Origin of the sequence: Scandinavium lactucae, from assembly GCF_033843265.1 — a bacterium.
GTDB lineage: Bacteria > Pseudomonadota > Gammaproteobacteria > Enterobacterales > Enterobacteriaceae > Scandinavium > Scandinavium lactucae.
In genome coordinates this window covers 43,361-57,992 of record NZ_JAWXRD010000003.1, presented here as the reverse complement: position 1 = coordinate 57,992, position 14,632 = coordinate 43,361, and the positions used below count along the sequence as shown (strand labels likewise).

Genomic DNA, 14,632 nt, shown 5'->3' with positions numbered 1-14,632 from the left:
GTTTGTTCGCCCCTATGAGGTATTTTTTATAGGGAAATCAACATGTCTCAAATCCAGTTTGCGGCTAACACACCTACCGCCGTTTTTGACGGTGACACCATCAATCACTATATGTCGCAGAATGTTATTGCTCTGGCCGATCATTACTGCGTGCATGAAGCCCGTGAATCCTTTCTCAAGCAGCTGCAAAATGACGATATTCCTGGCCATGTGTTTGTGGTCGCCGGAAATAAGCTGCGGGGGATTTTATCAGTTCGAAAATTATTGCAGGAAATCGATGAGGGCCAACCCATTTGTAGCCTGATGGACAGCTGCGTCTTTCATGTAAAGCCGGACGATGAACGCCAGCAGGTTGCGGCCCAACTGGCTGACAGGCAGTTCAGCGTGGTGCCGGTGCTGGAAAACGGCGTGCTGGTCGGCGGCCTGATGGAAAAAGAGATTGACCATCTGCTGGCTGATGACGTCACCGAAGACGTTCAGCGTCAGGGGGCGACGCTGCCGCTGGAGCAGCCGTATCTGGACACCAGCCCGCTGGCGCTGTGGAAGAAACGTTCCGTCTGGCTGCTGCTGCTGTTCGTCGCAGAGGCCTACACCAGCAGCGTTATTCAGCATTTTGAAGAGGCGCTCGAATCGGCCATTGCCCTGGCCTTCTTTATCCCGCTGCTGATCGGCACCGGCGGTAACAGCGGCACACAGATAACCTCCACCCTGGTGCGCGCCATGGCGCTCGGTGAGGTACGGTTGCGCGATATGGGGCGGGTTATCCGCAAAGAGGTGACCACCTCGCTGCTGATTGCTATCACGCTCGGGGCGGCGGGTTGTTTCCGCGCCTGGATGATGGGTATCGGGCCAGAAATCACGATTATCGTCAGCCTGACGCTGGTGTGTATCACCCTGTGGAGTGCGGTGGTGTCATCGGTTATCCCGATGGTGCTTAAGCGCGTGGGTATCGATCCGGCGGTGGTTTCCGCGCCGTTTATCGCCACCCTGATTGACGGCACCGGGCTGATTATTTACTTCAAGATTGCGCAGACGTTTTTGGGGCTTAACTGAGCGGGAAGATAAAACAAAAGAGCCAGCGCTTGGGCTGGCTCTTGCTTAAAAGGGCGACGCGACTTAAACAACCAGCACGCCAATCAGCTGAGACAAGCCGTAGCTTATCATCCATCCAACGCTGACCACTGCGCCTTTTGCCTTTAAGCTCAATCGCTTAAAAGTATCCCGATTCTTTTTATACAAAGCGTAAGTGAGCAAAAGCTTCACCAGCAAAGCAGTAATAAGAATAATATAAAAGTTCATGCTCTCTCCGTGTGCATACGAACTGTGAAGGGGTTAGACATATTACATTCCCGTGATAAAAACAGGGAATTATTTTGTGCCTTCTTATAATCCCCTGCTGAAATCACCTGCCTGAAAACCTTATGCCTCCACCAGCGCCTGGGCACAGGCCCACGCCGAGGCCCACGCCCACTGGAAGTTGTAGCCGCCTAACCAACCGGTGACGTCCATCACCTCGCCGATGAAATAGAGGCCCGGCACGTTGCGCGCTTCCATGGTCCGGGAAGACAGCTCGTGGGTGTCCACGCCGCCCAGCGTCACTTCCGCCGTGCGATAACCTTCGGTGCCGTTCGGCTGGACACGCCAGCAGGTCAGCGTCTCGACCAGCTGTTGCTGATCTTTACTGTTCAACTGCTTGAGCTGCACGTCCGGGATCTGCCCCAGCTGCTGTAAACACTCCACCAACCGTTTCGGGAGTTGCATCGCCAGGGTGTTTTTCAGGCTTTGGTTAGGATGGGCGTTACGCTGCTCATCGAGGAAGGCATCGAGGTCGCACTCCGGCAGCAGATTGATGCTGACGAACTCGCCGGACTGCCAGTAACTGGAAATTTGCAGCACCGCCGGGCCGGAAAGGCCGCGATGGGTGAACAGCAGATTTTCGCGGAACACGGTGCCGTCATCGGCGGTAATGACCGACGGAACAGAGACCCCGGAGAGCACCTGGAGCTGTTCCAGGAGTGGTTTATGCAACGTGAACGGCACCAGCCCGGCACGCGTCGGCAACACCTTCAGACCAAACTGCTCGGCAATTTTATAACCGAACGGTGAGGCGCCGAGCCCCGGCATCGATAAGCCGCCGCTGGCAATCACCAGCTTCTTCGCCACCACCGTCGCGCCGTTAAGCTGTAATACGTAGTCTTCATCTTCGGTGCGTTCGACGCTGATAATCTCAGTGCGCAGGCGCGTGGTAACGTTGCCCTTTTCGCATTCGGCCACCAGCATCGCCACAATTTGCTCGGCGGAATCATCACAGAACAGTTGGCCGAGGGTCTTCTCGTGCCAGGCGATGCCGTACTTGCCGACCAAATCGATGAAGTCCCACTGGGTGTAACGCGCCAGCGCCGATTTGCAGAAATGCGGGTTCTGACTCAGGTACGCCGCGGGTTCGACGTACATATTGGTGAAGTTACAGCGTCCGCCGCCGGACATTAAAATCTTGCGGCCCGGCTTTTTGCCGTTATCCAGAAGCAGCACTCGCGCCCCGGCCTGTCCCGCCTGCGCTGCACAAAACATTCCCGCCGCGCCTGCGCCGACAACAATGGCATCAAACCTTTCCACACGCCTGTCCTCTCATTTTGAATGTCGGGAATTGTAAATTTTCCCTTGCGGTACGACCAGTCAGAATTTTTTCATGAATGGTCATGCCTTTGAAACTTATAGATTAATTCCTGACGCTATTTTTACATCAGTGAACATATATCAATAAAAGTCTATATTTCTCTTTGCCCACGCTGCGTTTGTCCTGGATAATGCGCCGCGTTCATGTCCTCATAAATGGCGTAACGTCCTATGCTACATTTGTTTACTGGCCTGGATTTACATACCGGGCTTTTATTATTGCTTGCTCTGGGATTTGTGTTGTTTTACGAAGCGATTAACGGCTTCCACGACACCGCAAACGCAGTAGCGACCGTTATCTACACCCGTGCAATGCGTTCGCAGCTCGCGGTGGCAATGGCGGCAATCTTCAACTTCTTTGGCGTGCTGTTAGGCGGTCTGAGCGTAGCCTATGCGATTGTGCATATGCTGCCAACGGATTTGCTGCTCAACATGGGCTCTGCTCATGGGCTCGCCATGGTCTTCTCCATGCTGTTAGCGGCGATTATCTGGAACCTCGGTACCTGGTATTTCGGCCTTCCGGCATCCAGCTCTCACACCCTGATCGGGGCGATTATCGGGATTGGTTTAACCAATGCCCTGATGACCGGCACCTCAGTGGTGGACGCGCTGAACATCCCTAAAGTGATGGGGATTTTCGGTTCTCTGATTATTTCGCCTATCGTCGGCCTGGTGGTTGCCGGTGGCTTAATCTTCATTCTGCGTCGTTACTGGAGCAACACCAAGAAAAAGGCGCGTATTCACCTGACGCCAGCCGAACGTGAAAAGAAAGACGGTAAGAAAAAACCGCCATTCTGGACCCGTATTGCGCTGATCATCTCTGCCATTGGCGTGGCGTTCTCCCATGGGGCGAACGACGGTCAGAAAGGCATTGGTCTGGTGATGTTGGTGCTGATTGGTGTGGCACCGGCGGGCTTTGTGGTCAACATGAATGCGTCTGGTTACGAAATCACACGTACCCGTGACGCCGTCAACAACGTCGAAATCTACTTCCAGCAGCATCCTGATTTGCTGAAAAAAGTGACCGGCGTTGATCAGCTGATCCCGTCGCCTGACCAGGGCGTGACCCAGCCTGGCGAGTTCCATTGTCATCCGGCCAATACCATCAACGCGCTCAACCGCGTGAAAGGCATGCTGGATAACAACATTGAGAGCTACGACAAGCTGAGCGTCGAGCAGCGCAGCCAGATGCGTCGCATCATGCTGTGCATCTCTGACACCACCGATAAAGTGGCGAAGCTGCCGGACGTGAGTGCCGACGATCAGCGTCTGCTGAAGAAGCTTAAAACCGATATGCTGAGCACCATCGAGTACGCACCTATCTGGATTATCATGGCCGTCGCACTGGCGCTGGGCATTGGTACCATGATTGGCTGGCGTCGCGTGGCGACCACCATCGGTGAGAAAATCGGTAAGAAAGGCATGACGTATGCGCAGGGTATGTCCGCGCAGATGACCGCCGCCGTATCGATTGGTCTGGCGAGCTACACCGGGATGCCGGTCTCCACCACCCACGTTCTGTCGTCCTCCGTGGCGGGTACGATGCTCGTTGACGGTGGCGGTCTGCAACGTAAAACGGTCACCAGCATTTTGATGGCGTGGGTGCTGACCCTGCCAGCGGCGATTATCCTTTCAGGCTCGCTGTACTGGCTGAGCCTGAAGTTAATCTAAGCATTCAGGCACAATAAAAAACGGGTCAGGAAACTGACCCGTTTTTTTTATCTCAGTACTTTTTAGATCAGCAGTCAGTGCCAAATCATCAATGCAATCATGCTGATAATCACCAGGCCACACAGCGCACTGGTTAACACAAACTGGCGACGAACGCGTTCACAGCGGCGAATAAACTCATCATCATGATGATCGCGATAGCGCTGCGCGTAGATATACCACACCAAACGCACCTGTTTGCCCGGCTGACCGTGGGAGGTAAAAAAGCCTCCGCCATCCACATACTGATAGAGTAAGGGATCGCAACCACGCAGCACCACCAGCAAGGCACGCAATGATGAGAAGTAGCGCGCCATATTCACCACACACACGATACACAAAGCCCAAAACAGCGCGACAGTGCTTACCATACCTCCTCCCCGGCGACCCGCCCACGGAGACTCCCTCCGGGACTACCGCAACCCGAAACTCAACAGACAGTCTGTGAAAGAGTGAGAATCCGGTCACATTAACTTATCCGACCGGCTCATTTAATAGTGTAGGAGATCCGCTGATTTTTTTGCCACATCCTCAATCGTTATCAATAGATAAAGATAAAGGATTTGTTTAACTAATTGGTGATCAAGGGTCATTGACGTAACTTAAGGCTCGTTTTAAGGTTGAGTTGACTATACTCAATACGTAACCAAAGACTTAAGGAAGGAGTAACACTATGGCTTACAAACACATTCTTATCGCGGTTGACCTCTCCCCGGAAAGCAAGGTTTTGGTCGACAAAGCAGTCTCTATGGCGCGCCCTTATAACGCGAAAGTTTCCCTGATTCATGTCGATGTGAATTACTCCGATCTCTACACCGGCCTGATCGACGTTAACCTGGGCGATATGCAGAAGCGTATCTCTGAAGAAACGCACCACGCATTAAGCGAGCTGTCGACTAACGCCGGGTATCCGATCACTGAAACCCTGAGCGGCAGCGGTGATCTCGGCCAGGTGCTGGTCGATGCTATTAAGAAATACGATATGGATTTGGTGGTGTGCGGTCATCATCAGGATTTCTGGAGCAAGCTGATGTCGTCGGCTCGCCAGCTGATTAATACCGTGCATGTGGATATGTTGATTGTTCCGCTGCGTGACGAAGAAGACGAGTAAGTGCCTTTTCCCCTCTCCCTTAGGGAGAGGGGACTGATCTTTAGCCGCACTCAACACCCTCAGTTCCCTCGGGCACTGGTTGTGTCCCCGCTTGAAATCGCCGGGCTGTAGGCCAGATGACAAGGTCAGACCGCCAGGGATGGCGGGATGAGGCGAAACGAGACAGGAAGTCGAGTCGAGCCGGCCGCAGGCAGATGGCTGGAAGACCGGGCAGTGCGCAGCACCGATTTCTGTTGCGGGGCCACGGGGATTGATAAGGGGAGCGTGGTGCTCCCCTTATCCCGTTCACGTTCTGCAAGGGTTGCGGAGAATAGCGAACGTATGGTGAACGGAACGATTCCACAGAGCTTAGCCGGGAGAGGCGCAGCCTCACGACTCCTCCGCTCTCCCCGCATAAATATCAAACCGATGCCCTTTAGTGAGCACCGCATTCGGCGTTTCCACATTGGCTAGCGGCGGCGCATAGTCCGGGCGCTTGACTACCACCCGCTTTGTCGCCAGCTGTTGCGCTGGCCCTAACAAACCATCGGCATCCAGGTCCGGTCCCACCAGCGACTGGAATACCCGCATCTCCTTTTTCACCAGCGCACTCTTCTGCTTGTGCGGAAACATCGGATCGAGGTACACCACCTGCGGACGCGGCGTGATATCGGTCAGCGCCGTCAGGCTTGAGGCGTGGATCAACTGCAAACGTTCCTGCAACCAGCCGCCAATTTCCGGGTCAGCGTATCCGCGCGCCAGACCATCGTCGAGCAGCGCGGCCACCACCGGGTTACGCTCCAGCATCCGCACCCGGCAGCCCACGGACGCCAGCACGAACGCATCGCGTCCGAGGCCCGCGGTGGCATCGACGACATCCGGCAGATAACTGCCTTTGATGCCAACCGCCTTCGCTACCGCCTCGCCGCGCCCCCCGCCGAACTTGCGTCGGTGCGCCATCGCCCCTCCGACAAAATCGACAAAGATGCCGCCGAGCTTGGGCTCATCGCGCTTACGTAATTCCAGATGCTCCGGGGTTAACACCAGCGCCATCAGGTTATCCGCATCGTGTTCCAGACCCCAGCGGGCCACAAGAACAGATAAGGCGTCATCGCTGACGCCTGATTCATCCACTAAACAGATTTTCACTAACGTGTCAGCCCTTGATGCCGTAATGCTCAAGCATCGCATCCAGCTGCGGCTCGCGGCCACGGAAGCGTTTGAACAGGGTCATTGGCTCTTCGGAACCGCCCCGGGTCAAGATGTTGTCGAGGAACGACTGGCCGGTTTCACGGTTGAAAATCCCCTCTTCTTCAAAGCGAGAGAAGGCATCTGCTGCCAGCACGTCGGCCCACAGATAGCTGTAGTAACCCGCCGCATAGCCACCGGCAAAAATGTGGCTGAAGGCGTGCGGGAAACGGCCCCACGATGGACCCGGCACCACGGAAACCTGTTCCTTAATTTCAGCCAACGTCTCGAGGATTTTCGCGCCCTGCTCAGGGTTAAACTCGGCGTGCAGACGGAAATCAAACAGACCGAATTCCAGCTGGCGCAGAACGAACATCGCCGCCTGATAGTTTTTCGCCGCCAGCATTTTATCCAGCAGTTCTTTCGGCAGCGGTTCACCGGTTTCGTAGTGGCCGGAGATAAACGCCAGCGCGTCCGGCTCCCAGCACCAGTTTTCCATAAACTGGCTCGGCAGTTCGACCGCATCCCACGGCACACCGCTGATGCCCGACACGCCCGCGGTTTCGATACGGGTCAGCATATGATGCAGACCGTGACCGAACTCGTGGAACAGGGTAATCACTTCATCATGCGTGAACAGCGCCGGTTTGCCGCTGACCGGGCGGTTAAAGTTACAGGTGAGGTAGGCCACCGGTTTTTGCAGCGAGCCGTCGGCTTTACGCATCTGGCCGACGCAGTCGTCCATCCACGCCCCGCCGCGCTTGTGTTCCCGCGCATAAAGGTCGAGGTAGAAGCTGCCGCGCAGTTCGTTTTTGTCGTCGTATAGCTCGAAGAAACGCACTTCCGGGTTCCAGACATCCACGTCTTTGCGCTCTTTAGCGGTGATGCCGTAAATGCGCTGCACCACTTCAAACAGGCCGTTGACGGCTTTGTTTTCCGGGAAGTACGGACGCAATTGCTCATCGCTGATGCTGTACAGATGCTGTTTCTGTTTTTCGCTGTACCAGGCAATATCCCACGGCTGTAGATCGTCGACACCAAACTCTGCTTTCGCATAGGCGCGCAGCTGAGCCAGCTCTTTCTCACCCTGCGGACGGGCACGTTTCGCCAGATCGGTCAGGAAATCGAGCACCTGCTGTGGATTTTCTGCCATTTTGGTGGCGAGAGATTTATAGGCATAGCTTTCGAAGCCCAGCAGTTGCGCCAGTTCGTGACGCAGGGCGAGGATCTCGGCCATCACCGGGCTGTTATCCCACTTCCCGGCGTTCGGGCCTTGATCGGATGCACGGGTGGTATAGGCGCGGTACATCTCTTCCCGCAACGCGGCGTTGTCGCAATAGGTCATCACCGGCAGATAGCTCGGGATATCCAGCGTCAGCAGATACCCTTCCTGCTCTTTGGCTTCGGCCTGGGCTTTTGCCGCCGCCAGGGCGCTTTCCGGCATTCCGGCAAGGTCGGCTTCATCGGTGACAAGCTTGGTCCAGCCCATGGTAGCGTCCAGTACATTGTTGCTGTACTGGTTGCCTAATTCGGACAGACGCGCGGCGATTTCGCCATAGCGTTTCTGTTTTTCTTTCGACAGGCCAATCCCCGACAGCTCAAAGTCGCGCAGCGCGTTATCGACCGCTTTTTTCTGCGCGGTATTGAGGCCCGCATAGTTATCGCCCTCGCGCAGGTCGCGATAGGCCTGATACAGCCCTTCATGCTGCCCGACCCAGGTGCTGTATTCTGACAGCAGCGGCAGGGTCTGTTCATAGGCTTCGCGCAATTCCGGGCTATTTTTGACAGAGTTCAGATGGCTCACCGGGGAGAAAACACGGCCCAGTACGTCGTCCACTTCGGCCAGCGGCTGGCAGAGAGTTTCCCAGCTATACGGCGCGCCTTGGGCAACGACGCTTTCTACCGCGGCGCGACAATCGTCCAGCGCTTTAGTGACCGCAGGCACAACGTGCTCAGGCTGGATTTTCGAAAATGGCGGCAGTTCGAAAGGCGTCAATAATGGATTGGTCATAAGCGCGGTCCTGTTGAAAAAGGTGAATGAGGCGCACGTCCGGCGCGGCACATATCTTTGTAGAATGGGGATAATTGTAGAGGATTTCAATGGCAGCGCTTGTGCTTTCGCGGCGACAGGGACTTTTCTGTATACTGTGCCGATACGCTCTATTTTTGCCCGATGGCACTCCGCTTATCGGGCCTACGTTTACAATCTGGAATACGTTTATCCATGCTCAGTTATCGCCACAGCTTTCACGCCGGCAACCACGCCGACGTCCTCAAACACACCGTTCAGAGCCTGATCATTGAATCGCTGAAAGAGAAAGAAAAACCGTTTCTCTATCTCGATACCCACGCAGGTGCCGGTCGTTACCAGCTGAGCGGCGAGCATGCAGAACGTACCGGGGAATATATGGAGGGCATCGCCCGTATCTGGCAGCAGGATGATTTGCCTGCGGAATTAGAGCCTTACATCAGTGTGGTACAGCATTTCAACCGCAGCGGGCAGCTGCGCTACTACCCGGGCTCCCCGTTAATTGCACGCCAGCTGCTGCGCGAGCAGGACAGCCTGAGCCTGACCGAATTGCACCCGAGCGATTTCCCGCTGCTGCGTTCCGAATTCCAGAAAGATGACCGCGCCCGCGTGGAGAAATCCGACGGCTATCAGCAGCTTAAATCCAAGTTGCCGCCTGCTTCTCGCCGTGGCCTGATCCTTATCGATCCCCCGTATGAAATTAAAACGGACTATCAGGCAGTGGTGTCCGGCATCAGCGACGGCTACAAGCGTTTCGCGACCGGCACCTACGCGCTGTGGTATCCGGTGGTACTGCGGGCGCAAATTAAACGCATGATCAAAGAGCTTGAAGCCACCGGCATTCGCCGCATCCTGCAAATCGAACTGGCGGTACGTCCGGACAGCGATCAGCGCGGCATGACCGCCTCGGGGATGATTGTTATCAACCCGCCGTGGAAGCTCGAACAACAGATGAAAAACGTTCTGCCCTGGCTGCACAAAAAGCTCGTCCCGGCGGGCACCGGTCACGCCACCGTGAGTTGGATCGTACCGGAGTAATCGCAATCATCGGTGGAACCTATGAATTCCAGGTATACAATCGCGGCAATCAACGATTAAGGAAGAAGCTATGACTAAGCATTATGACTACATCGCAATCGGCGGCGGCAGCGGCGGCATCGCCTCCATCAACCGCGCGGCCATGTACGGCCAGAAATGTGCGCTGATTGAAGCCAAAGAACTCGGCGGCACCTGCGTGAACGTGGGCTGCGTGCCGAAGAAAGTGATGTGGCATGCCGCGCAGATCCGCGAGGCCATTCATATGTATGGCCCGGACTACGGCTTCGATACCACCCTCAACCACTTCGACTGGAACAAACTGGTGTCCAGCCGCAGCGCCTACATCGACCGCATCCACAGCTCGTACGACACCGTGCTGGGAAAAAATAAAGTGGACGTTATCAAAGGCTTTGCGCGTTTCATCGATGAGAAAACCATCGAAGTGAACGGGGAAACCCTGACCGCCGACCACATTCTGATTGCCACCGGTGGCCGCCCAAGCCACCCGAGCATTCCGGGCGTGGAATACGGCATCGACTCCGACGGCTTCTTTGCCCTGCCTGCCCTGCCGAAACGCGTGGCGGTGGTGGGTGCGGGTTATATTGCGGTCGAACTGGCGGGTGTGATTAACGGTCTGGGCGCTGAAACGCACCTGTTCGTGCGTAAACACGCCCCGCTGCGCAGCTTCGACCCGATGATTGTCGAGACCCTGGTAGAAGTGATGGCCGCTGAAGGCCCAACGCTGCACACCCACGCGGTGCCGAAGGCCGTTGTTAAAAATGCCGACGGTAGCCTGACGCTGGAGCTGGAAGATGGTCGTAGCCAGACCGTCGACAGCCTGATTTGGGCGATTGGCCGTGAGCCAGAAACCGACAATTTCAACCTGGCGGCGACCGGGGTGAAAACCAACGATAAAGGCTACATCGTTGTCGATAAGTTCCAGAACACCAGCGTGCCGGGCATTTACGCGGTGGGTGATAACACCGGTGCCGTTGAACTGACTCCGGTGGCCGTTGCCGCAGGTCGTCGCCTTTCCGAGCGTCTGTTCAACAACAAGCCGGACGAGCATCTGGACTACAGCAACATCCCGACCGTGGTGTTCAGCCATCCGCCAATCGGCACCATCGGCCTGAGCGAGCCGCAGGCGCGTGAGCAGTATGGTGACGATGCCGTGAAAGTGTATAAATCTTCTTTCACTGCGATGTACACCGCCGTCACCTCTCACCGCCAACCGTGCCGTATGAAGCTGGTTTGCGTTGGCCCGGAAGAGAAGATTGTCGGTATCCACGGCATTGGTTTCGGGATGGACGAGATCCTGCAAGGCTTCGCCGTGGCACTGAAAATGGGTGCTACCAAGAAAGACTTCGACAATACCGTCGCCATCCACCCGACGGCTGCGGAAGAGTTTGTGACGATGCGTTAATTCGCACTCATTAACTCATTCTGAGCCCCGTGATTTCACGGGGCTTTTTATTTGCAACCGTTCTGCTGCTATAAATCCAATACTGGACATTGGCGGCCCTTCTTTCCGCACAAAGTGTACTAAGCTCCCCTTATAACTGCGTGAAAATATGCGCCCTGTTTCTCCACGAGATTAATAAGCTAAGGCTTTCATTTTATGAAAAAATTAATTCTTTCTCTGGCTACCGCGGCGATGTTGCTACCTGCCGTGATACCTTCAGCACATGCCACTTATCGCAGCGAAAAACGCCAGGAGGCACGTGATATCCGTCAGGACACGCGTTCGACGGGTCGTGAAGAAAAACGAGACTGCGTCAGAGAGGATAACAAGAGCAATGCGTCTTGCCGTCAGGACAAACGTGAAAATCGCCGCGACGGTCGCCGGGAAGCACGCGACGAGAAGTGGTAAAAGACCTTATTCGGGCGCGATACGTTTCAATAACGCGTGCCCGATATAATTACTCCAGTTAAAACTATTCTGTAATACCACCACCGCATTCTTATTCTGTTTGTCAAAGCCAATATAGCTCGAATAGCCACCGATATAACCCACCTGATAAGTGATTTTTTGCGGCCCGTAGGTGTCGGTGATCCAGGCAATATTGGCGGCTTCTTTTTCTCGCGGATAATAATTGACGCTGATGTCAGAAAACGTTTTATTCAGCGCCTGATTATCGGTGGCAGAGAAATGCGCCCGGGTATATTCAATCAGATCGCGCGCATCGCTATAAAGACTCGCGGCCCCCACCATATTATTGCTGAATTGCCAGTCTGGGGTTAATGCCCCCCGGGCGATAAGCTTCGGCTGATCGCCCGCGTGGCCTAAAGCGCGTTGCGGATAAGCGCGCAGCGTTTGCGGTTTAAAGCTGGTGTTTGCCATGCCCAGCGGCTGGAAGAGTCTCTGCGCGGATAACGTCTCGATCGACTGCCCGGTCTGATATTTGAGAATATAGCCGAGAATCGCGTAGCCTAAATTGGAATATATCGGTTCCCGGTTAAGCGGCGCGCGGAAGCTGCTGAGATAATTCAGTACGCCGTCGCTGTCCAAATCCTGATAGAAGTTCTCGCCGTCGCGCAGATAGCGCAGTAGATGTTCCAGCGACAGCAAATTCATCGGCTGACGCGGCAGGCCAGAGGTGTGGGTCACCAGCTGAATCAGGGTAATTTTTCGCGCGTCGTCACTCAGCGGGGTACCGGGCGGTAGCAGCGTGGAGAGGGTGTCGTCCCAGTGTAAACGGCCTTCATTGACCAACAGGGTGATGACTTCCGCCGTTATGCCTTTGCTGAGCGAACCGAGAGCAAACAGGGTATCCGGCGTGATGGGATAGCGATTTTTAGCATCCGTCACGCCATAGCAATAGAACGTCGCCGGGCCGTTATGCTTAATCACGGCCACCACCATGCCCGACACCTGTTTGCTGTGCATATATTCGGTGACCAGCTCATCGACGGATAGCGCCCGGCCATTTTGTGCCACCTGCTGCACTTCACTGGAAGGCATATTCATCTGCGAAAGCGTTCCGGCACACCCTGAAAGCAGTGCAGACGCCAGCAAACCAGGGAGTATAAACCCTTTCAACCCGGACCTTCCCGTTTCGTAAAATGCATAATGCGTGCTAATCAATGACGAGGGCAGACGATAACCATATTCATAATTCGTTGCAAAGTGAAAGCTCTGAAAGTGTGAAAGCCGCTTCCCGCAGATCGAAGCGAATGACTACGCTTAAAAGAGCGCCGGATTTTTTTCCGGCTCCTGTATTGACGAAATCCGGAGGTTTTTACTCTATGTTCAACCAGAAATTACGTAACCCGGAAACCGACGAAGCGCAGGCCCTTGAGGCCGAGCTTAGCTATCTTACGGATCCGTGCGAGTTGAAACTGGATGAAATGTTCGAGGTCGAGCCAGAACCGGAGATGATTGAGGGGATGCCCGCCTCTGACGCGCTGACCCCCGCAGACCGTTATCTTGAACTCTTTGAACGCGTGCAGGCTGCGCGGATTTTTGCCGACAGCAAAACCTTTCCTGACTGTGCGCCGAAGATGGATCCGCTCGATATCCTGATTCAGTTCCGCCAGCAAAAACGCCAGCCTGGCTTCAATCTGCGGGCGTTTGTTGAGGAGCATTTCTGGCTGCCTGACCCGCACGGCGATGAGTACGTTTCTGACCCTAACCGCACGTTGAAAGATCATATCGACACGCTATGGCCGGTGCTGACCCGCGAGCCACAGGATCACATTCCCTGGTCCTCACTGCTGGCACTGCCCCAGGCGTACATTGTACCCGGCGGGCGTTTCACCGAGACCTACTATTGGGACTCCTACTTCACCATGCTCGGTCTGGCCGAAAGCGGTCGTGAAGATTTGCTCAAGTGTATGGCCGATAATTTCGCCTGGATGATCGAGCGTTACGGCCACATTCCGAACGGGAACCGCACCTACTACCTCAGTCGCTCGCAGCCGCCGGTTTTTGCCCTGATGGTGGAACTGTTTGAAGAAGACGGCGTGCGTGGGGCGAAGCGCTATCTCGACCACCTGAAGATGGAATACAACTTCTGGATGGACGGCGCGGGAAACCTGCTGCCGAATCAGGCCTGGCGACACGTGGTGCGGATGCCGGACGGTTCGCTATTGAACCGTTTCTGGGATGACCGTGACACGCCGCGGGATGAATCCTGGTTAGAGGACGTCGAAACCGCGCGTCATTCCGGGCGTCCGCCGAACGAGGTGTATCGCGACTTGCGCGCCGGGGCGGAGTCCGGGTGGGATTACTCCTCGCGCTGGCTGCGGGATACTACCCGCCTGGCGAGTATTCGTACGACCCAGTTTATCCCGATCGATTTGAATGCGTTTCTGTACAAACTGGAAAGCACTATTGCCAATATCTCCGGTTCAAAAGGCGATCGGGAAACCGAAGCTGAATTTCGCCATAAAGCCAGCGAGCGTCGGGCTGCAGTCACCCGTTATCTGTGGGATAACGAGCAGGGCTGCTTCCGCGATTACGACTGGCGGCGCGAAGAGCTGGGGCTGTTTTCTGCGGCCAGCATGGTGCCGCTGTATGTTGGCATGGCGACGCATGAACAGGCGGACAAGCTTGATACTGCCGTGCGCACACGTCTGCTGACGCCGGGCGGGATCCTCGCTACCGAGTATGACAGCGGCGAGCAGTGGGATTTCCCCAACGGTTGGGCCCCGCTGCAATGGATGGCTATCCAGGGCTTCAAGCTGTACGGCAACGATACCCTGGGAGATGAAATCGCCCGCAGCTGGCTACAGACGGTGAACCACTTTTATCAGCATCATCACAAGCTGATTGAGAAGTATCACATCGCCAGCAGCACGCCCCGTGAAGGCGGCGGCGGTGAATACCCGTTACAGGACGGTTTCGGCTGGACCAACGGCGTGGTACGCCGCTTGATGGGCCTCTACGGCGAGCCATAACC

Annotated in this window: 13 protein-coding genes; 7 read left to right on the top strand and 6 right to left on the bottom strand. The window is 55.4% G+C overall.

Annotated features, from left to right (window positions below; genetic code table 11):
* Positions 1–42: 42 nt before the first annotated feature.
* On the top strand, positions 43–1,053 hold the full coding sequence (locus SIK69_RS04545) for a magnesium transporter (protein ID WP_319627108.1): 1,011 nt from the start codon (positions 43–45) through the stop codon (positions 1,051–1,053).
* A 63-nt stretch (positions 1,054–1,116) separates the two neighbouring features.
* On the opposite strand, the gene SIK69_RS04540 is transcribed toward SIK69_RS04545, so the two are convergent.
* On the bottom strand, positions 1,117–1,299 hold the full coding sequence (locus SIK69_RS04540) for a hypothetical protein (protein WP_319627109.1): 183 nt from the start codon (positions 1,297–1,299) through the stop codon (positions 1,117–1,119).
* 120 nt (positions 1,300–1,419) lie between these two features.
* Positions 1,420–2,616 (bottom strand): BaiN/RdsA family NAD(P)/FAD-dependent oxidoreductase, encoded by a 1,197-nt coding sequence (locus SIK69_RS04535; RefSeq protein WP_319627110.1) that lies wholly within the window; start codon positions 2,614–2,616, stop codon positions 1,420–1,422.
* A gap of 231 nt (positions 2,617–2,847) precedes the next feature.
* Between SIK69_RS04535 and pitA the strand changes: the two genes are divergently transcribed.
* Positions 2,848–4,347: an inorganic phosphate transporter PitA gene (gene pitA / locus SIK69_RS04530; protein WP_319627111.1), complete on the top strand. Its 1,500-nt coding sequence runs from the start codon at positions 2,848–2,850 to the stop codon at positions 4,345–4,347.
* 74 nt (positions 4,348–4,421) lie between these two features.
* On the opposite strand, the gene uspB is transcribed toward pitA, so the two are convergent.
* On the bottom strand, positions 4,422–4,757 hold the full coding sequence (uspB, locus tag SIK69_RS04525; protein ID WP_319627112.1) for a universal stress protein UspB: 336 nt from the start codon (positions 4,755–4,757) through the stop codon (positions 4,422–4,424).
* 302 nt (positions 4,758–5,059) lie between these two features.
* On the opposite strand from uspB, the gene uspA reads away from it, so the two are divergent.
* The gene (gene uspA / locus SIK69_RS04520) at positions 5,060–5,497 is read left to right on the top strand and encodes a universal stress protein UspA (protein WP_003861223.1); all 438 of its coding nucleotides are present in this window, start codon (positions 5,060–5,062) and stop codon (positions 5,495–5,497) included.
* A gap of 369 nt (positions 5,498–5,866) precedes the next feature.
* Here the strand turns inward: uspA and rsmJ are convergent, their stop codons facing one another.
* Positions 5,867–6,625 (bottom strand): 16S rRNA (guanine(1516)-N(2))-methyltransferase RsmJ, encoded by a 759-nt coding sequence (gene rsmJ, locus SIK69_RS04515; protein ID WP_319785521.1) that lies wholly within the window; start codon positions 6,623–6,625, stop codon positions 5,867–5,869.
* Between the two features lie 7 nt (positions 6,626–6,632).
* The gene (prlC, locus tag SIK69_RS04510) at positions 6,633–8,675 is read right to left on the bottom strand and encodes an oligopeptidase A (protein ID WP_319785520.1); all 2,043 of its coding nucleotides are present in this window, start codon (positions 8,673–8,675) and stop codon (positions 6,633–6,635) included.
* Between the two features lie 213 nt (positions 8,676–8,888).
* Between prlC and SIK69_RS04505 the strand changes: the two genes are divergently transcribed.
* The 3 genes from SIK69_RS04505 (at position 8,889) to SIK69_RS04495 (ending at position 11,601) form a co-directional block, all read left to right on the top strand.
* The gene (locus tag SIK69_RS04505; protein ID WP_319627115.1) at positions 8,889–9,731 is read left to right on the top strand and encodes a 23S rRNA (adenine(2030)-N(6))-methyltransferase RlmJ; all 843 of its coding nucleotides are present in this window, start codon (positions 8,889–8,891) and stop codon (positions 9,729–9,731) included.
* 70 nt (positions 9,732–9,801) lie between these two features.
* Positions 9,802–11,154: a glutathione-disulfide reductase gene (gene gorA / locus SIK69_RS04500; RefSeq protein ID WP_319785519.1), complete on the top strand. Its 1,353-nt coding sequence runs from the start codon at positions 9,802–9,804 to the stop codon at positions 11,152–11,154.
* Between the two features lie 195 nt (positions 11,155–11,349).
* Positions 11,350–11,601, top strand: a complete 252-nt coding sequence (locus tag SIK69_RS04495; RefSeq protein WP_319627119.1) for a hypothetical protein — start codon at positions 11,350–11,352, stop codon at positions 11,599–11,601.
* A 6-nt stretch (positions 11,602–11,607) separates the two neighbouring features.
* Here SIK69_RS04495 and SIK69_RS04490 read toward each other — a convergent pair whose 3' ends face one another.
* Positions 11,608–12,699: a serine hydrolase domain-containing protein gene (locus SIK69_RS04490; RefSeq protein ID WP_319785518.1), complete on the bottom strand. Its 1,092-nt coding sequence runs from the start codon at positions 12,697–12,699 to the stop codon at positions 11,608–11,610.
* A gap of 278 nt (positions 12,700–12,977) precedes the next feature.
* On the opposite strand from SIK69_RS04490, the gene SIK69_RS04485 reads away from it, so the two are divergent.
* Complete coding sequence (locus SIK69_RS04485) at positions 12,978–14,630, top strand: alpha,alpha-trehalase (protein WP_319785517.1); 1,653 nt, start codon at positions 12,978–12,980, stop codon at positions 14,628–14,630.
* The last annotated feature ends 2 nt before the right edge of the window (positions 14,631–14,632 follow it).

Coding starts and splice junctions, on each gene's coding strand:
- pitA (WP_319627111.1), top strand. CDS start 2,848: ATGCTACATTTGTTTACTGGCCTGGATTTACATACCGGGCTTTTATTA.
- SIK69_RS04490 (WP_319785518.1), bottom strand. CDS start 12,699: ATGAATATGCCTTCCAGTGAAGTGCAGCAGGTGGCACAAAATGGCCGG.
- SIK69_RS04485 (WP_319785517.1), top strand. CDS start 12,978: ATGTTCAACCAGAAATTACGTAACCCGGAAACCGACGAAGCGCAGGCC.
- SIK69_RS04495 (WP_319627119.1), top strand. CDS start 11,350: ATGAAAAAATTAATTCTTTCTCTGGCTACCGCGGCGATGTTGCTACCT.
- SIK69_RS04540 (WP_319627109.1), bottom strand. CDS start 1,299: ATGAACTTTTATATTATTCTTATTACTGCTTTGCTGGTGAAGCTTTTG.
- gorA (WP_319785519.1), top strand. CDS start 9,802: ATGACTAAGCATTATGACTACATCGCAATCGGCGGCGGCAGCGGCGGC.
- uspA (WP_003861223.1), top strand. CDS start 5,060: ATGGCTTACAAACACATTCTTATCGCGGTTGACCTCTCCCCGGAAAGC.
- uspB (WP_319627112.1), bottom strand. CDS start 4,757: ATGGTAAGCACTGTCGCGCTGTTTTGGGCTTTGTGTATCGTGTGTGTG.
- prlC (WP_319785520.1), bottom strand. CDS start 8,675: ATGACCAATCCATTATTGACGCCTTTCGAACTGCCGCCATTTTCGAAA.
- SIK69_RS04545 (WP_319627108.1), top strand. CDS start 43: ATGTCTCAAATCCAGTTTGCGGCTAACACACCTACCGCCGTTTTTGAC.
- SIK69_RS04505 (WP_319627115.1), top strand. CDS start 8,889: ATGCTCAGTTATCGCCACAGCTTTCACGCCGGCAACCACGCCGACGTC.